The sequence below is a fragment of the Lysinibacillus sp. NPDC097231 genome (genome assembly GCF_044761885.1).
Lineage (GTDB): Bacteria > Bacillota > Bacilli > Bacillales_A > Planococcaceae > Lysinibacillus.
This window is the reverse complement of record NZ_JBIWDH010000036.1, coordinates 22,917-39,461: the sequence shown is the minus strand read 5'-3', so window position 1 is coordinate 39,461 and position 16,545 is coordinate 22,917. Positions and strand designations below refer to the sequence as shown.

Here is a 16,545-nt window from a genome sequence, read left to right as displayed (position 1 = left end):
TCATGTTCAGTTGAACGTGACTTTGTTTATTATATTTGAATAATGTAAAAGAGATTGCTTATCTGTAAATATTATCGAGCATTGATCAAAGACCTGTTGTCCCCTTCAAACCCTTCCAACCATACAAAGACCTGTTTAGAGTGGAGTTTAATTAAATCAGGCATATGGTTCTATATGAAATAAATCCCACTCTTCTTTACATAAAAATAATACCAATGTTGTAATTAAATAGGCTAGGCCTGGATATTAAATACTTTTAATGTAAGCTGTCCAAAGATAGCATAAAAAGACAGGATTAAATAATTTAGATACTTTAAGCTATAAGCAGGGAGTGAGAGCAAATGAGTTGGATTGAGTCGATTCAAAAAGCCATTAATTTTATCGAGAACAATTTATTAGAGGACATCACCATGGAGCAAATTGCGCGAGAGGTAAATTCTTCCGTCTTTCATTTTCAACGGACTTTCTCAATCTTAACGGATATGTCTATTGCAGATTATATAAGACGTAGAAGACTAACTTTAGCTGCACAGGAATTAATAAATTCAGAGCAAAAAATAATTGATCTCGCTTATAAATATGGCTATGACTCCCCAGAAGCTTTCACAAAGGCATTTCGTAAGCAGCATTACGTAACACCTAGTGAAGCTAGAAAGAAGCAAGGTCAATTACAATCATACAATCGCCTGGTTATTCAGGTAAGCCTGAAGGGAGTAGAACCAATGAAGTATAAAATCGTAGAAAAAGAAAAGTTTCAAGTAGTTGGGATAAAAAGAACATTTAATTGTCTTGATGGTGAAAATACGAGAGGTATTCCTCAATTTTGGGATGAGATGAACAGCAAAGGTTTCGATCATCGTTTAATTCAATTAAATAATGGGGATGTCAAAGGAGTACTAGGCGTTTGTATGCCAGATGCAAGCTATCCAAAAAATGGCCTGATTGATTATTGGATTGCAACTGATCATATTGGGGATGTCCCAGAAAATATGTTAGCAATGGAAGTACCTGCATCGAAATGGGTTGTATTTGAGGTGCATGGCCCTATGCCGGATGCTATGCAAAATACTTGGAAGCAAATATACTCTGAATGGTTCCCCTCTAATCCGTATGAACCTACAGGAACGGCTGAGCTAGAAGTATATACAGACGAAGATCCATTTAGTCCGGAACTTTACTCTGAAATTTGGATTCCGATTAAGTAAAAACGATTGGAAACAGCCAAGAATGTTTACTTCGAACATTCTTGGCTGTTATAGTTTTATTTTAATAAAGAATAAACATTAATATCATAAAAAGAGTCTTTTGATTCGTCATATTCTTGACGTGTTCCTTCAAAAGAAAAATGCAATTTCTCTACTACTTTTATGGAGTTTATATTACCAGGTTCAACTTTTGCTTCAATTTTATTTATGTTTAAAGTGGTGAAAGCATAATCAACCAAAGCCGAAATACACTCTGGCGCATAACCATTACCCCAATAGGCCTTAGCAAGATCATAGCCAATTTCTGCTGTGGCATTTTCTACGTCAAAAGAATTAAATCCACAAGAACCGATTATCTCGTTTGATTCTTTCTCTATAATTGTTAAGCGAATCGCCTTGTGCTCCGTAGCTAATTGATTAATGAAGTCAATCATTTCCTTCGCCTGTTCTTCATGAGTGAAATTTGTGATGTTCATAAATTTCGTAACATCCGGGTCTGACCAAATATTAAATAAACTATTGCTATCTGCCATTTTCATTTTTCTTAAATATAATCTTTTGGTATAAATTTGTTCTATCAATACTCTTACCTCCAAGTGTTGAATTAAGTTTAGATGAAAAATATGGCTATCCGCGCATAGTTCAGTCCCTTCAAATTATATGTATTCATTATACAATATTGAAATATTATATAAAAGTTCTTGGGTCCCTTATAAATGTTATAATAAATTAATTAGGCTCACGGTGAAGCAATGACACCGTGAGCTTTCTTTATATTAGGCGAATGAATCAGTTTAAAAGAATCTATTGCGCACTTCAAAGATATTGTAAAATAATTTGGCATCTCTAGCCATTTTATTATTAAAATTCATATGGGGTAACAAGCAATTTTGAAACAATTCATCACAATATCTTTTATTTCCATATCGTTCATAACATTCGTCATGTTGCTTACAACATGAATCTACTGCATTTATAGGTCTACCTGGCCCTGAACATCCTGGTCCACAGTATTTATAACCAGGGTAACAAAAACCAAAATTACGTCGTCTGTTCATCCTCTAATCTCCTTTCCTAAAAGATATTGTTACTATAAAATATGAAATTTTAGCTTTTAGAAGGGGATTAACAACTAATGAATGTGAAAAAACGTAAGACCTTATGACCGTTCCTTACTAATTGTATTTGTAAGGTTACTGTAAGCTTTAAAAAAAACTACTGTAAGGATTGGAGGCTATGATAGCTATAGAGCAATAAAGTTGAAAGATAAGGAGTTTTAAAACATGAATCCATCCGTACCTCAAAAAGAAAGAATCGTTTCCTTAGATATTATTCGAGGGCTAGCGTTATTTGGCATTTTACTTATAAATGTAGCAGCCTACCAGATAAGGATAGAGGGAGGTCCGATACCTGACGATAGTGGAATTAATGGTATTATTGATAGGCTTATTGGTATTTTCATAGAGAAGAAATTCTTTTCTATTTTTTCATTCCTCTTTGGTGTAGGTTTCTATATTTTTGCTTCGCGTGCAGAAGCTCGTGGTGATAAGCCAAGATGGCGTTTTGCAAGACGTTTACTAGCTTTATTACTAATCGGTATTGTCCATATTTTTGTTTTTTGGGGCTCTATCCTTGCTATTTATGCAGTAATAGGTTTTTTACTCATACCATTCTATAATGCAAAGATTACAACAATTAGTAAATGGCTATTTGCTATCATTACTGTTCATGTCCTTTGCATCCTTGGGCAAATATTTCTGCCAAATCAAGAAGTCTTTTCAACTGTTTTTGGATTATTTGGAAATGATGCAATTACTATTTTCATCATGTTTTTAACTGGTTTTTTAGTAGCAAAAGCTGATTGGATTAGTCATGTAAGTGAATACTCAAAACAAATAAAGTGGGTACAACTTGTGACATTCCCATTCTTTATAGGTATCTCAATCTGGATTTGGTTTGCATCTCAAGGTGAGTATCAAAATCTAAATTCCATTATTAGTTTAGGGGTAATTCCAATAACGTATTTTTATTTAGCTTGTCTATTTATGATTTTGGAAAATAATAAAATCGCGAATCTTCTTAAGCCAATTGGACGAGTTGGTCAGATGGCATTTACAAACTATTTGGCTCAAAGCTTTATTGGTCTAGCTATTATTTCTTTCATGGGGCTTGAAGTTGTTTCGCCTGCTGATGTGGTTATCATAGCTATCTTAATTTTTGTCATTCAAATTATCTTTAGTGTTATCTGGTTCAAATTCTTTAAAATGGGCCCATGTGAAAAGCTATGGCGCTTTATGACCTACGGAAAAAAAGTAATGTCAAATAAATAACAATCGAATAATTGTGCAAAACTCCCTGACAGTTTATCTGTTAGGGAGTTTTAGTGATATAAGAAAACGTTTGAAACTTAAGAGGGAGATATCCATAAAATAGATATCGACATGAAGGGGATTTGACGCTTTGCTTTCGATACAAATAAATTACTGCCCGGTAATGGGGAAAATCGGCGAGACCTTTTCTAAAGTTTCGCCGATAATTTTGGACTACTATTCGTTCCAACCTTTGCAAACGTCTATCCATCCTTGATTTGGTGTATAAGTTTCAAGTTCACAAATAGTGAGCTCAATAGCAGAATTGCTACTACCACATGCAGGGAAAACTGTTGTAAAGCGTTTAAGTGATTCATCTAAATAAATTGCAACGCCCTCATTCACACCGAAAGGACAAACACCCCCTACCTCATGTCCAATCTTGTCATTTACTTCATCCTTTGCGAGCATCTTTGCCTTTGTGCCAAAAACAGCCTTATATTTGGCATTGTCGATTTTGGCATCGCCCGCTGCAACAATTAATATCGCCCCATCGTTCACGAGAAAAGATAAAGACTTTGCAATGCGTTCAGGCTCGCATCCGAGTGCTTGGGCTGCTAATTCAACAGTTGCCGAGCTTACATCTAGCTCCTGTATTCTGTGCTCCGCATGCCATTGTGCCAAATGTTTTCTTACTTTTTCAATTGCCATATGTAAATTCCTCCTTGCTGCTCTATTTTAACATAATTTTCAGAATATATAGTTGTTTAACTTTAGAAAATAGCCCAATTTAAATGTGGTGGGTGTAAATTACACTTTCGGAGATAAGAGGATGCTTAGAGTGGGGGGCCTTGCCACGCTTAGATATGAGAGACAGTGTAGTTATCGTTATGACGTAAAAAGAATAATAGCAAATGAGGGGCAAGTACTAGTCGAAAAAGTTGGCTATGTACCAGTAGAAAATGATTCAATAGTTTGCTATACTAGTGGCACAATCATATATGAAAGTTTTCTAGGGTTCCGTAGCATTTGCTAGTCTGGTCCGAGAGAAAACCGCAAATTGATTTTGTGACACGGAAGGATAAAAGCCTGGGAGATACTGTTGATAGCAGTGTTCTCTAAGGCTTTTTTTGTTTGGCTAAAATAAATGTTGTGAGAAGGAAGTTTAAGTTGAAATCATTTTACTCGAATCAGGTTTCGTAATGCTCAGGAAGCAGGGAAATCGCTCGGTTAAGAGAGAGAACCGCTCAGGAAGCGAAGAAATCTGCTCGGCTATAGTTTAAGAATCGCTCTGGTAGAGAGGAACCCAAACATCATGCGTCCGTGTCCAACAATATAATGGAGGAATTCACAATGAACAAACAATGGTTAAGTGTCATAATTGCCGCTTTTTTTGAAGTAGGTTGGGTTATTGGATTAAAGCATGCAGGTAATGTACTCGAATGGATTGGTACAGCCATTGCAATTTTTATTAGCTTTTATTTACTAATTAAGGCAGGGGAAAGCTTACCGGTTGGGACTGTTTATGCCGTATTTGTAGGCTTGGGAACAGCGGGTACTGTGTGTGCTGATAGCTTACTATTTGGGGAGCCATGGAAATTAGCCAAAATTTTATGTATCGTAGTTTTACTTGCAGGGGTCGTTGGCTTAAAGCTTGTGACAGGAGAGCCTAAAGCTAAAGGGGTGAATGAATAATGGCGTGGGTTACATTAGTAATAGCGGGACTATGTGAGATGACGGGTGTCTATATGATTAGTAAATATAATGATGTAAAAAGTATTAAAAATTTAGTGTTATTGATTTTGGCATTTAGCTTAAGCTTTGCTGGTCTTGCGTATGCCATGGAATCATTACCGATGGGCACAGCCTACGCTATTTGGACAGGAATTGGAGCAGCGGGAGGTGCTTTACTCGGTATGCTGTATTTCAATGAATCGAAGGACTGGAGACGTATTGTTTGTATAGTCCTTGTTTTAGGGGCAGCGATATCTTTGAAATTACTATCATAAAATCTCGAAGATGTAAAAGCACTTCCATATCAATATACGGAAGTGCTTATATCAATTAGCCTCAGCATTATTGTTGCTGTCGCTTCGCTTTCGCACAGATAAACAATGCGTCCGGAATCGGCTATGTGCTTGCATAAAGAGGTTTGAGATTTTTGTATCTGCGCTGTCGCTATGCTTTTGCGCATAAAACATTTGTACCTGCCACTACGCTTTCGGTACCAAAACATTTGCTGAAAGAAGTTAAAACTTATTTTTTAACATCCTTCGTCCATTCAGCAACTTTGTCTGCATTGGTTTCTATCCAGTCTTTAGCAGCTTGTTTTGGATCTTTGCCATCCATAATTTCAAGCATTACATTCTCTAAATCTTCAGATGTCCAGTGGAAGTTATCTAATACTGAATAGACATCTGGTTGATCTTCCTTCAAGCCTTTGCGGACGAATGTATTAATGGTTTCCGCTCCGCCATAAACACCTTCTGGATCATCTAAGTATTTAAGATCATATTTTGCGAATTTCCAGTGTGGTGACCAGCCTGTCACAATGATTTCTTCCTTATTTTTAATTGCTTTAGCAAGGGAAGTTGTCATTGCACCAGATGAAGATGTTAATAGATTCCAATCTGCTAAGTTATCGTATTTTTCTAAAGCTTTTTCTGTAGCAGCAGTAATCCCTGCACCAGGCTCGATACCTGTGATTGTATGATCAGCTTCATTTGTTAAATCCTCAATCGAATTAACATCCATATAGCTTGGTACTACTAATCCTATTTTGGCACCAGCAAGGTTTTCGCCTAACTCGTCTAGATTATCCTTATATTTTTTGTATTGTGAGGCGTGCGTATGTGGAAGCCATGCAGCAACCATACCATCTGCTTCACCCTTTGAAACAGCTTCCCACATAATTGCATTATCAAGTGGCGTTAATGTCACATTATAACCTAAATCCTCAAGCACCTGCCCAACGACATTTGTTGACGCAATTTCTGTATCCCATTCGACGTAGGCAAGGTTGACCTCTTTTGAGTCACCACTAGTTTTACTAGAATCATCACCACTAGTTTTACTAGAATCATCACCACTACATGCAGCTAGTAAAAAGCCAAGTCCTAAGGCCATCCCTAATTTAGATAATGTTTTCAGTTTCATCGAATCTTCCTTTCTTATTTACTAGTTTTATTCAACTACAAAAGCTATACTCTATACGGATTTCTTCTTATTAAAACTTTGTGTTAAGCGGTCTATAATAATGGCAAAAATGACAAGACCTAAACCTGCAACGAACCCATTCCCAACCTGTGTACGTTGTAGTGCAGTTAATACTTCACGTCCAAGACCAGGTGCACCAATCATTGAGGCAGTTACAACCATTGACAGTGATAGCATAACAGTTTGGTTAATCCCTGCCATTATTGTTGATTTGGCAAGAGGGATTTCAACTTTAAATAGTTTTTGACTTGAGGTACTTCCGTATGAATCAGCAGCTTCCACTAATTCTTTTGGTACTTGGCGAATTCCTAGGTTTGTCATACGTACAGTTGGTGGTAAGGCAAAAATAACGGATGCAAAAACACCAGGTACTATCCCAATACCAAAGAAGGCAACGGCAGGAATCAAGTACACGAAGCCGGGCATTGTTTGCATGAAATCGAGTAGTGGCTTAATCACGTTTTCAGCTACACTTGACTTTGACATTATAATGCCAAGTGGAATACCTAAAATGATAGAGATGATACTTGAAAAAAGCACGAGCGTAGTTGTTTCCATAAGATGTGTCCATAAGCCTTGATTATAGATAAAAAACAAACCAATTAATGAAAACGTTGCTAGCCCGAATTTTTTACCGGTAATGAAAAAGGCAAAAATGACAATAAGTACAATAAGAATAATTGGAGGAATGTTAACTAATAAATCAGTGACCTGATTCATGAGTAGTTTTCCATTTTTTTGAATCAAGTTAAAAAACATTGAAAAATTACTCGTCAACCAGTCCATAACTGATTCTACCCACGGTCCAAGTGGTATAGTTGGTATATTGTCTAAAAAATTATTCATGTGCAACTGCCCCCTCATCGCTAGTTGAAAGTGCTTCGATGACAACGCCACGGATCAGAACACCCAGTAAGCGCTCATCTTTTACAACTGCAATAGGAGTAGGACAATTATGAATCAAACCTAATATATCCTGTAAAAGCATATCTGGTGGAACGGTCAATATATCTGATTGAATAATGGAATGTACCGTTTGTTCTTGTCTTTTAGCTGCAGCCAGTGCGTCGTCAGCAGTAATATAGCCTTTCAAATGTCGATTTTTATCAACAGCCATTAGTAAACTAACAGTTTCCTCACGCATTCTTTTAAGTGCTACGGTCGGTCCATCTAGGTCCACATTGACATAGACAGGGCGAACCATAACATTTTCAGCTGTTAATACTTTTGAGCGGTCGACGTCTTCAACAAATGTTTTAACATAATCATTTGCTGGATTCGTTAAAATTTCTTCACCTGTACCAATTTGAATGATTGAGCCGTCCTTCATAATGGCGATACGATCACCAATCCGCAATGCTTCATTCAAATCGTGGGTAATAAATAAAATTGTTTTTTTCAATGTGCTTTGTAAATCAAGTAACTCATCTTGCATTTCTTTTCGAATTAATGGATCAAGTGCTGAAAAAGCCTCATCCATTAGTAATATTTCAGGATCGTTGGCAAGTGCACGCGCTAATCCAACACGCTGTTGCATACCACCCGATAATTGGCTTGGATATTGATCTTTATAAGCGAGTAAGCCTGCATTTGCCAGTGCCTGTTCCGCTTTTGTTTTACGTTCTTCTTTTGAAATACCTCTGATTTCAAGGCCATATTCCGTATTTTGAAGAAGTGTACGATGGGGGAATAAACCGAAGTTTTGAAAGACCATACTCATTTTGTTTCTTCTTACATTACGTAGACTCTCTTTACTCATTTTTGAAATATTTTCTCCATCGATATAAATATTTCCGCTTGTAGGTTCGATGAGACGGTTTAAAAGCCGGATAAGTGTCGACTTTCCACTCCCTGATAATCCCATAATAACGAAGATTTCACCTTCATTCACAGTAAAACTTGCATCGTATACGCCAACGGTTGCACCTGTTTCTTTTAAGATATCAGTCTTGCTTTTTTGCTGCTTGACGAGTTCTAATGCTTGGGGAATATGTTTCCCAAAAACTTTAGAAACATGCTCCACTTTTATTTTTTCCATAGAACCACTCCTTTCGTAGATCACTTTCGCCACAGATAAATTACTACCTGTTAATGCGGGATAAATTCTATTTGAGGATAGCGATACCCAAAAATGAACAAGTAACAACTTAACGTTAACAAAGGGTTGTTACTTTTGTCAAATCAACAAATAAGAAAAAATCCGCTTAAACGCTGTTATATCAGCGCTTAAGCGGATTTTAATTTGGATATAAAAAGCTCTGAACTCGAGCAAAGCTTTCGTCATTACCGATAAAGTAAATGATATCTCCTTCTTCAAATGATACATATGGGCCAGGCGATAGTAATAATTCATTTCCACGACGGATGCCGACAATTGTGCTAGAAGTATTTTGCCAAAAATTCAATGCTTGTACTGTTTGATGGATACAAGGACTTTCAGCTGTCATTTCTAATTGATAAGGGATAAATGGATTAACAGATCGGAAATGCTCAGTACGACTAATAAGTTGTTTGGTCTTTTCCTGTAAGTTCGTTAATTCTTGGTGCTGTTTCTGAATACTAGTCATAAGTTCATTTTGTAGTTCGTGGACAGATTGAACATCCTGGAATTGTCGGACAAAATGCGCTGCTTTTTCATATGATTTAATAATGACCCCACTGCCTTTTGAGGCCTCCACAATTTCCAAGTCCTGCAAAACGGCAATCGCTCTTCTTGCAGTTTCCGCAGATACATTATATTGGCTAGCTAGAGATGATCTTGCGTAAATTTTATCGTCGATTCGATATTTTCTCTCCACGATTTTTGAGGCAAGATCAACAGCAATTTGCTGATACTTTGGCTGCTTCACCTGGACATTTTTTTCTAAGTTCATTCTTAACTTCCTTTCATCGTTACAGTTATCTCAGCTTATTATAGACTAGCCTGCACAGAAAAAATAGCATCTCCATAAGCTATTAGTATATGATGAAAATATTTAGTAACCATTATCATTACGAATATTTATTTAATAGACTAAGAGCTGATGTTTGACAGCGTTTAGTTATTATTATAAACTTGGTTACATTATGTAAGTGTTATAAAAAACAAGTGTTCAGTTAGTAAATTTAGCTAGCTGTTTATAGATAGAAGGTTGGAGAAAAATATGACAATTACTACTAGAGTTATGGATATAGTGAAAGACAAAATGACAATTGTGAAGCAATCTGAAACTGAAAGTATATGCCTAGTTGGTCCTGTAAAATTGCCAGTAAAACAGGGTGAATTTTCAGCTACATTTCAATGGTATAACTGGTTAAAAGTAGATGCCAATCTATCGAAGGAGGAAATTATTGACGGATTAGCAACCGCAAATTTAGCTTTTTTACAGCAGTCATCAGTGCTTGTTTATGGAGATTTTGCACGTGCTAATGATGCATTAATTCGTATGCACAGCATATGTCATACAGGTGATATCTTCGGTAGCCAACGCTGTGACTGTGGTTATCAATTACATGAATCAATGAAAATGATTGTGGAGCATGGCTGCGGTGCTATTTTCTATTTAGCAGATCATGAAGGTCGTGGCATCGGTCTATTCTCAAAATCTTTAGCTTATTTATTACAAGAAGAAGGCTTAGATACGGTTGAAGCAAACCATGCTCTTGGCTTCTCAGACGATACTCGCTCTTATGAGGATGCCATTACTGTGTTAACTGCACTTCGCTCAAAACCAGTGACACTAATTACGAATAATCCGAAGAAGCTTGCTGCATTACAGGCACATGGCTTAGCGGCAGAAGGCCATATCCCGTTATGGGGAGGATTAACGGAGACAAATCGTTATTATTTAGATACAAAAGTTGAAAAATCTGGACATATGCGTGAAGACAAATAAGTGGGGTGCGAAGATGACAACAGATGAAAAATATATGCAGCTAGCACTTGATTTAGCTGCTAGTGCAAGAGGAAATACGAACCCTAATCCACTTGTAGGGGCAGTCATCGTAAAAGATGGCGTAATTGTTGGAACGGGTTTACACAGAAAAGCAGGTGAACCACATGCTGAGGTGCATGCCTTTCGTATGGCTGGAGAACATGCTAAAGGTGCCACACTTTATGTAACGCTTGAGCCATGTTCACATTATGGAAAAACACCTCCGTGCGCAAATTTAGTGAAGGATTCTTTAGTTAGGCGTGTTGTTGTAGCCATGCAAGATCCAAATCCTTCTGTGGCTGGGCGTGGCATTCAACTACTACGAGATGCTGGTATTGAGGTAGAGGTTGGTGTGCTAGAAGCTCAAGCACAACGCTTAAATGAACGCTTCATTCATAATATGTTAATAAAAAGACCATTTGTTATTTCAAAATTCGCAATGACATTAGACGGAAAAATAGCTGCACATACAGGACATTCCAAGTGGGTGACAGGGGAAGTAGCACGTGAGGATGTTCACCACATACGTCATGAGGTGGATGGGATTTTAGTTGGTGTAGGTACAGTCATTGCCGACAATCCTTCCTTAACGACAAGATTAAAGGAAGGCTATGGTAAAAACCCAGTACGCATTATCATGGATAGCGCACTTCGTACACCTGCCCATGCCAATGTACTAAATGTTGAAGAAGCCAAAACGATTATTGTTTGTGATGAAAATGCTAGTTTAGAAAAAATAGCAGCTTTAAAAGAACAAGGTGTAACGATAATGCCTGTTCGCAGTAAACAAGATGGATTAGTGATTGATGATATGCTTGAACAGCTTTATCAGCATGGCATTACTGATATTTTAGTAGAGGGTGGAAGTACCGTAAATGCTTCATTTTTACAACAGGGTGCTATTAACAAATATGTTATTTACATAGCGCCTAAAGTTCTCGGTGGTCGTTTATCATTAACACCTTTTGCTGGTCATAATCCGTCTACAATGGATGAGGCATGGGATGTGGATTTTGATTCCTTTGAGCAGGTAGGGCAGGATTTGCGCATTATTGCCTATCCAAAAAAAGGTGAAGAAAAGTGAATTACGAAGCGGATGTTTGTATTGTAGGAGCTGGGCCAAGTGGTGCACTTCTTTCATATTTACTAGCTAAAAAAGGTCTTTCTGTAATACTACTGGAAAAAAGCGTAGCACTTGGGCAGGCATTTCGTGGAGAGCATTTAAATGAGGAGGGCGAGGCTGTTTTAAAGAGTCACCATCTTTTTGGAGCAGTCGAGGCACTCGGTTTATTACGTATGGAAAAGCTTGAATATTACGCAGAAGGTAGAGCATTTAAAACGATTCTTCCTGATGAAGCAGTAGGGCATCTGGGAATTCATGTGCCACAGGCAAATTTATTAAAGGGAATTCTACAAGAATCACAACATTTTGCGCATTTTTCATGTTTTCTTAATACAAGAGTGACACAGCTTATCATTGATTCTTCTGGCAGATATACGGGTGTCATTGCATCAAAGGATGGAGAAAAAATTAAAATTGCTAGTCAGATAATTATCGGTGCTGATGGCCGTTACTCTACTATTCGTAAGCAAGCACAAATTGATATGCAAAAGCATAAACATGGCTTTGACTTACTTTGGGCAAAGATTCCTGCACCACAGGGATGGGAGCCATCTATTAAAATGGCATTAATAGACGATAAGCAGCTATCATTGTTTACCCAGGTAGGTGGCTTTATTCAAATTGGATGGAATATTAATCAGGGAAGTTTCCTACAGCTGAGAAAACAAGCATTTACACCGTTTATCAATCAGCTCTCTGAGGCATTTCCAGAATTAGCGGTGACAGTGAAGACACATATAACTTCTTGGCATGACTTTGTTTTGCTTGATGTCTTCAGTAGCCATTGTAACAGCTGGGGGACAAAGGGACTTGTGTTGTTAGGAGATGCTGTTCATACGATGACACCAACTGGGGCATTTGGGCTTAATAGTGCACTTAAGGATGCAGATTGTCTAGCGTCCCTACTAAATAAGGATACGATAGTACAATTTGACGTACAAGATTTTCAACAAATGCGCGAGCAAGCAATTGAGGAAGTATTAGCAAAACAAATTGAAAAAGAGCAAACATTTGCGGCTAACTTCATAAACAAGGCTTCTTGAAGGGAAGAACAACTAGATGAAATTTGGCTTTGATATAGATGACACACTAATTGATTTACGAGCACACGCCTTTTCACTTTACAATAAAAAATTGGATAAAAATATTTCACAAGAAGTATTTCAGACCTTGGAAAGAGTTGAAATCCACGAACCATTTGGACTATCAGATGCTGAAGGATCGGCGATGTGGAATAGTTCTTTAGAGGAGATTTATTTTACGAACTGTCCTTCTTTTGAAGGGGCTCTAGAAATGCTCCAAACATTGGTGCAGCAGGGTCATGAAATTTACTATATTACATCACGTCCTAAACAGTATTGTCAGCAAACAAAAGTATGGATGGAAGCACAAGGTTTTCCGATAACAGAAGGTCACTTTTTCTGTGGTATGCGAGATGCCGAAAAAGTAGCTATCATAAAAGAGCTCACTTTAGATGTTTATGTAGATGATAAACCAGCAGTACTAGAAACACTTCACGATATAACTACAAAAGTGATTTTGAAAAATCAATCTTATAACCAGCATGTAGAATTGCCGCGCTTGAATCATTGGCATGATTTTATAAAATTAATGAAGTGATTGTATGAACGAACCCCGAACAGAGGGCACTTAAATAAGTGAGCCTATTCGGGGTTTGTTTTAATACAATTGCTTTTCAATTTCTAACGCGACATTTTGAATGGTTTCTATTAATTGATTTTCATCATAGTCACTATATCGTACTTCCGGTATAACGAGTGACACTGAAGCGATGATTTGGTTAGAAGCGTTTAAAATCGGTGCAGATAAAGAGCAGGCTCCACGTACACGCTCACTATTGCTTCTCGCAAAGCGTTGTCTTTGAATTTGCTGCAAATCCTCCCACAGCTGTTCTTTTGAAAGTATTGTCCTATCCGTGATTGGGTCAAGGCCTATATTTTCTACATATTCTACAACATCGGGCATAAAAGCGAGCAATATTTTAGATGATGCACCTGCATAAAGGGGAGAGGTGTCACCGACAAACATTTTCGTTGATAGCGGATATGTGGAATCATAATTTAAAATACATCGTCTTTCAAACCCATCGATAATATTCATGGAAACACTTTCGCCGATTTCTTCGTTCAACTTTTTTAAAATTGGCTCTGCGACAATAATGAGACTAGATTCTTCTTTTACTAAATTTCCTAAATAGAGTAGTGAATGCCCTAATTGATAGCGTTTTGTACGCTCATCTTTGTGAAGAAAGCCTTCAAACACAAAGGTAGAAACGAAGCGTTGTAAACTGGAAATGCTGATCCCTGTTTTTTTACTTAATTCCGTTAGGGAAAGGCTAGGCTCATCTTTTGTAAAAGCTTTTAATACTTTAATAGCTTTGTGCAGCGATGACATAGTATAGTTTTTTTCGAAAATCTCTTGATTCATCTCAACACCTACTAAAATCAAATTTACAATGTGTCAGACTATTGACTATTACAATCTGAACCATTCTAGGAAGGTTTTATCTTCTTTCAATCAGCCTTGCTTGAGCATTACCAATTCATAAAAAGATAAAAATTACCTCTATTATAGCGTAAATCAATTATAGGAGAGAGGATTTTTGGAATTCATTCGTATGTTCTCCAAGTAACGGTGGTGCTAATTTATATTGAATGTTTAAATTTGAGAACTTTAACGGATTTTTAACGAATTTGATTGTACCATATTGTTCGTGCTCTATTTCACCAATCATGTCACGTGCAATAAATTGCGGTTGCTCTAATGCTTCGGCAATTGTATTCACACGTCCACCTGGAATTTTGTATTGCTGTAATAATAGTATCCATTCATCCCGTGTTTTAGTCAGTGTAATGTCGGTAATCATCCGAACAAGTTCATCTTCATGCTGCTTGCGCATTGTATTCGATAAAAAGCGAGGATCATTTGTCCATTCCTCACGTTTCAACAGAGCACAAAACCTTTGAAATTGTCCATCTGTTCCAACACAAATCATTAAGGGGCCATCCGCACATTGAAATACTTGATAAGGCGCTACATTATTATGGCGATTTCCTAGACGTTGTGAGGTAAATCCTGTATTTAAATAAGCGCTTGCTACATTTGCTAAGCTACTCATTTGAACATCTAATAAAGCTAAGTCAATAAATTGGCCTGTATTTGTTTGATCACGCATCCGTAAAGCGGCTAAAATACTAATAACGACATAATTAGATGTTAAAATATCTGCAATAGGAACACCAACTTTTGTTGCTTCTCCTTCAGTTGAGCCAGTGACATGCATTAATCCACTCATTGCTTGAATAACTGGATCAAACCCAGGTTCTTGAGCAAGAGGACCTGTTTGGCCGAAACCCGTTACTGCGCAATGAATGATTCGTGGATTCACTTTTTTCAATTCCTCATAGCTTAGCCCCATCCGCGCCATGTCACCCGTCTTAAAATTTTCGAGTACAATATCTGCATCTTTGACAAGCTCTTTAAATTTCTCTCTATCTTCTATTGTTTTTAAATCTAATAGGATTGATTTTTTATTGCGATTGGCACATAAATAATACGTACTTTGATCCTTCACAAATGGTCCCCAGTCACGCATACTATCTGAGCCATTCGGATGTTCGATGCGAATTACTTCCGCTCCTAAATCTGCTAGCATCATAGAGCCAGCAGGGGCTGCATAAACACGGGATAAATCTAAAACTCGAATATTTTCAAGAGGTTGCATGGTTTCTCCTCCTTCATACATCATTTATAAACAGGTTTACGTTTTTCTACGACCGCGCTTACACCCTCTTTAAAGTCATCTAGCTCTGTGACAATCGCCATTTGTGAAGAAATGTAATCAAGTGCAGTTCGTAAATCCATGCGTTGACTTTGATAAACAGCACGCTTAATGAATTGTAATGTCGTAGTTGGACGACTTGCTAAGTCCTTGGCATAATTTAATGTGTATTCCTCAAGCTCATGATCTTCTACAACAAATGTCACAACACCTTTATCTTTTGCCTCATCAGCAGTCAGTACACGGGCTGTCCAGAACATGTCCAATGCTTGATCGATGCCTATTAATTTTGGTAAGTAATAAGCACCACCATCACCAGGTACGATAGCTACGTTAATATAGCTTTCTGAAATCTTTGTAGATTTTGCAGTAATTCGAATGTCGCACATTAAAGCCATATCAAGGCCAGCCCCCATGGCAAACCCATGTACCTGTGCAATAACGGGCTTATCAATTTCTTCAAGGAGTAGGGGAATACGCTGGATTTTTTTCCAAAGAGAATTTTTTCGTGCTAAACCTGTAGAAGAGATATCTTCTTCGCTTTGAAAAAACCCTTCACCTGATTGCATGGCTTTAATATCGCCACCTGCACAAAAAGACTTCCCATTTCCTTTTACGATAACAACTCGAATATCCTCAGAATCACGGACAACTTCAAGGGCTTTAATCCACTCAGTAATCATTTCTTCGCTGAAGGCATTGTACGCCTCTGGTCTATTTAAAGTAATTGTTGCAATATGGTCTTGCACTTCAAAAAGTAAATCAGTCATTGTCAACACTCCTTCTAGGTTATTGGCTTTTCACCAAAACGTGTGGTTGAATTCCGTTCCGACTGGGCGCTTTCCTGGGGGCGTCCGATGAGCCGCTTCGCTTCGCTGCAGGGTCTCGGGCCAACACGATGTTGGTCACGAAGGCGTTGTCACACGATGTGACGATTTTAGCCTTCGTTCCTTTTTAATGTAATCCCCAAGGAGTC

18 protein-coding genes and 1 riboswitch are annotated in these 16,545 nt (G+C 37.6%); of the genes, 8 read left to right on the top strand and 10 right to left on the bottom strand.

All coding sequences use genetic code 11. The features are described 5' to 3' along the window. The first annotated feature begins 341 nt into the window (after positions 1–341). The gene (locus ACIQXF_RS18600) at positions 342–1,205 is read left to right on the top strand and encodes an AraC family transcriptional regulator (protein ID WP_402785829.1); all 864 of its coding nucleotides are present in this window, start codon (positions 342–344) and stop codon (positions 1,203–1,205) included. Positions 1,206–1,261: 56 nt separating this feature from the next. On the opposite strand, the gene ACIQXF_RS18595 is transcribed toward ACIQXF_RS18600, so the two are convergent. Both ACIQXF_RS18595 and ACIQXF_RS18590 read right to left on the bottom strand, forming a co-directional pair. Further along, positions 1,262–1,786 (bottom strand): GNAT family N-acetyltransferase, encoded by a 525-nt coding sequence (locus tag ACIQXF_RS18595; RefSeq protein ID WP_402785826.1) that lies wholly within the window; start codon positions 1,784–1,786, stop codon positions 1,262–1,264. 213 nt (positions 1,787–1,999) lie between these two features. Further along, positions 2,000–2,263, bottom strand: coding sequence for a phospholipase A2 family protein (locus ACIQXF_RS18590; RefSeq protein WP_402785823.1), 264 nt, complete (start codon positions 2,261–2,263; stop codon positions 2,000–2,002). 225 nt (positions 2,264–2,488) lie between these two features. Here ACIQXF_RS18590 and ACIQXF_RS18585 point away from each other — a divergent pair, with 225 nt between their 5' ends. Next, the gene (locus ACIQXF_RS18585) at positions 2,489–3,535 is read left to right on the top strand and encodes a DUF418 domain-containing protein (RefSeq protein ID WP_402785820.1); all 1,047 of its coding nucleotides are present in this window, start codon (positions 2,489–2,491) and stop codon (positions 3,533–3,535) included. 216 nt (positions 3,536–3,751) lie between these two features. Here ACIQXF_RS18585 and ACIQXF_RS18580 read toward each other — a convergent pair whose 3' ends face one another. Next, positions 3,752–4,225: a YbaK/EbsC family protein gene (locus ACIQXF_RS18580; RefSeq protein WP_402785819.1), complete on the bottom strand. Its 474-nt coding sequence runs from the start codon at positions 4,223–4,225 to the stop codon at positions 3,752–3,754. Between the two features lie 290 nt (positions 4,226–4,515). After that, positions 4,516–4,612: riboswitch (guanidine-I (ykkC/yxkD leader) on the top strand. Positions 4,613–4,867: 255 nt separating this feature from the next. Here ACIQXF_RS18580 and ACIQXF_RS18575 point away from each other — a divergent pair. Together ACIQXF_RS18575 and ACIQXF_RS18570 are read left to right on the top strand one after the other, a co-directional pair. Further along, the gene (locus ACIQXF_RS18575) at positions 4,868–5,209 is read left to right on the top strand and encodes a DMT family transporter (protein WP_402785816.1); all 342 of its coding nucleotides are present in this window, start codon (positions 4,868–4,870) and stop codon (positions 5,207–5,209) included. Then, entirely contained in the window at positions 5,209–5,523 is a 315-nt protein-coding gene (locus ACIQXF_RS18570; protein ID WP_402785813.1) for a DMT family transporter, read from the top strand. The genes ACIQXF_RS18575 and ACIQXF_RS18570 overlap by 1 nt, the downstream gene beginning before the upstream one ends. A gap of 247 nt (positions 5,524–5,770) precedes the next feature. Here the strand turns inward: ACIQXF_RS18570 and ACIQXF_RS18565 are convergent, their stop codons facing one another. The 4 genes from ACIQXF_RS18565 to ACIQXF_RS18550 all read right to left on the bottom strand — a co-directional run bounded on the left by ACIQXF_RS18565 (position 5,771) and on the right by ACIQXF_RS18550 (position 9,603). Next, positions 5,771–6,670: a glycine betaine ABC transporter substrate-binding protein gene (locus tag ACIQXF_RS18565; protein ID WP_402785810.1), complete on the bottom strand. Its 900-nt coding sequence runs from the start codon at positions 6,668–6,670 to the stop codon at positions 5,771–5,773. A gap of 51 nt (positions 6,671–6,721) precedes the next feature. Further along, positions 6,722–7,576: an ABC transporter permease gene (locus tag ACIQXF_RS18560; protein ID WP_402785807.1), complete on the bottom strand. Its 855-nt coding sequence runs from the start codon at positions 7,574–7,576 to the stop codon at positions 6,722–6,724. Then, a complete protein-coding gene (locus ACIQXF_RS18555; RefSeq protein WP_402785804.1) occupies positions 7,569–8,768 on the bottom strand; it encodes a quaternary amine ABC transporter ATP-binding protein in 1,200 nt (399 codons plus the stop codon). Before ACIQXF_RS18555 ends, ACIQXF_RS18560 begins: the two co-directional genes overlap by 8 nt. A 199-nt stretch (positions 8,769–8,967) precedes the next feature. Then, on the bottom strand, positions 8,968–9,603 hold the full coding sequence (locus ACIQXF_RS18550; RefSeq protein ID WP_402785801.1) for a GntR family transcriptional regulator: 636 nt from the start codon (positions 9,601–9,603) through the stop codon (positions 8,968–8,970). A 270-nt stretch (positions 9,604–9,873) separates the two neighbouring features. On the opposite strand from ACIQXF_RS18550, the gene ACIQXF_RS18545 reads away from it, so the two are divergent. Genes ACIQXF_RS18545 through ACIQXF_RS18530 form a run of 4 tightly spaced genes read left to right on the top strand, consistent with a single transcriptional unit; the run spans position 9,874 to position 13,387 of the window. Continuing rightward, the gene (locus tag ACIQXF_RS18545) at positions 9,874–10,605 is read left to right on the top strand and encodes a GTP cyclohydrolase II (RefSeq protein ID WP_402785798.1); all 732 of its coding nucleotides are present in this window, start codon (positions 9,874–9,876) and stop codon (positions 10,603–10,605) included. A gap of 13 nt (positions 10,606–10,618) precedes the next feature. Next, the gene (gene ribD / locus ACIQXF_RS18540; RefSeq protein ID WP_402785868.1) at positions 10,619–11,728 is read left to right on the top strand and encodes a bifunctional diaminohydroxyphosphoribosylaminopyrimidine deaminase/5-amino-6-(5-phosphoribosylamino)uracil reductase RibD; all 1,110 of its coding nucleotides are present in this window, start codon (positions 10,619–10,621) and stop codon (positions 11,726–11,728) included. After that, positions 11,725–12,810, top strand: coding sequence for an FAD-dependent monooxygenase (locus tag ACIQXF_RS18535; RefSeq protein WP_402785795.1), 1,086 nt, complete (start codon positions 11,725–11,727; stop codon positions 12,808–12,810). The genes ribD and ACIQXF_RS18535 overlap by 4 nt, the downstream gene beginning before the upstream one ends. Before the next feature lie 16 nt (positions 12,811–12,826). Next, on the top strand, positions 12,827–13,387 hold the full coding sequence (locus ACIQXF_RS18530) for a 5' nucleotidase, NT5C type (RefSeq protein WP_402785792.1): 561 nt from the start codon (positions 12,827–12,829) through the stop codon (positions 13,385–13,387). Positions 13,388–13,447: 60 nt separating this feature from the next. On the opposite strand, the gene ACIQXF_RS18525 is transcribed toward ACIQXF_RS18530, so the two are convergent. From ACIQXF_RS18525 to ACIQXF_RS18515, 3 genes are all read right to left on the bottom strand, one after another. Then, positions 13,448–14,215: an IclR family transcriptional regulator gene (locus ACIQXF_RS18525; RefSeq protein ID WP_402785790.1), complete on the bottom strand. Its 768-nt coding sequence runs from the start codon at positions 14,213–14,215 to the stop codon at positions 13,448–13,450. A gap of 157 nt (positions 14,216–14,372) precedes the next feature. After that, positions 14,373–15,512, bottom strand: coding sequence for a CaiB/BaiF CoA transferase family protein (locus ACIQXF_RS18520; protein WP_402785787.1), 1,140 nt, complete (start codon positions 15,510–15,512; stop codon positions 14,373–14,375). Between the two features lie 20 nt (positions 15,513–15,532). Beyond that, a complete protein-coding gene (locus ACIQXF_RS18515) occupies positions 15,533–16,339 on the bottom strand; it encodes an enoyl-CoA hydratase/isomerase family protein (protein WP_402785784.1) in 807 nt (268 codons plus the stop codon). Positions 16,340–16,545: the final 206 nt, after the last annotated feature.

What these genes read in the sequence shown, in the direction of transcription:
- ACIQXF_RS18600 (WP_402785829.1), top strand. Translation starts at nt 342, where the DNA reads ATGAGTTGGATTGAGTCGATTCAAAAAGCCATTAATTTTATCGAGAAC.
- ACIQXF_RS18590 (WP_402785823.1), bottom strand. Translation starts at nt 2,263, where the DNA reads ATGAACAGACGACGTAATTTTGGTTTTTGTTACCCTGGTTATAAATAC.
- ACIQXF_RS18585 (WP_402785820.1), top strand. Translation starts at nt 2,489, where the DNA reads ATGAATCCATCCGTACCTCAAAAAGAAAGAATCGTTTCCTTAGATATT.
- ACIQXF_RS18580 (WP_402785819.1), bottom strand. Translation starts at nt 4,225, where the DNA reads ATGGCAATTGAAAAAGTAAGAAAACATTTGGCACAATGGCATGCGGAG.
- ACIQXF_RS18575 (WP_402785816.1), top strand. Translation starts at nt 4,868, where the DNA reads ATGAACAAACAATGGTTAAGTGTCATAATTGCCGCTTTTTTTGAAGTA.
- ACIQXF_RS18570 (WP_402785813.1), top strand. Translation starts at nt 5,209, where the DNA reads ATGGCGTGGGTTACATTAGTAATAGCGGGACTATGTGAGATGACGGGT.
- ACIQXF_RS18565 (WP_402785810.1), bottom strand. Translation starts at nt 6,670, where the DNA reads ATGAAACTGAAAACATTATCTAAATTAGGGATGGCCTTAGGACTTGGC.
- ACIQXF_RS18560 (WP_402785807.1), bottom strand. Translation starts at nt 7,576, where the DNA reads ATGAATAATTTTTTAGACAATATACCAACTATACCACTTGGACCGTGG.
- ACIQXF_RS18555 (WP_402785804.1), bottom strand. Translation starts at nt 8,768, where the DNA reads ATGGAAAAAATAAAAGTGGAGCATGTTTCTAAAGTTTTTGGGAAACAT.
- ACIQXF_RS18550 (WP_402785801.1), bottom strand. Translation starts at nt 9,603, where the DNA reads ATGAACTTAGAAAAAAATGTCCAGGTGAAGCAGCCAAAGTATCAGCAA.
- ACIQXF_RS18545 (WP_402785798.1), top strand. Translation starts at nt 9,874, where the DNA reads ATGACAATTACTACTAGAGTTATGGATATAGTGAAAGACAAAATGACA.
- ribD (WP_402785868.1), top strand. Translation starts at nt 10,619, where the DNA reads ATGACAACAGATGAAAAATATATGCAGCTAGCACTTGATTTAGCTGCT.
- ACIQXF_RS18530 (WP_402785792.1), top strand. Translation starts at nt 12,827, where the DNA reads ATGAAATTTGGCTTTGATATAGATGACACACTAATTGATTTACGAGCA.
- ACIQXF_RS18525 (WP_402785790.1), bottom strand. Translation starts at nt 14,215, where the DNA reads ATGAATCAAGAGATTTTCGAAAAAAACTATACTATGTCATCGCTGCAC.
- ACIQXF_RS18520 (WP_402785787.1), bottom strand. Translation starts at nt 15,512, where the DNA reads ATGCAACCTCTTGAAAATATTCGAGTTTTAGATTTATCCCGTGTTTAT.
- ACIQXF_RS18515 (WP_402785784.1), bottom strand. Translation starts at nt 16,339, where the DNA reads ATGACTGATTTACTTTTTGAAGTGCAAGACCATATTGCAACAATTACT.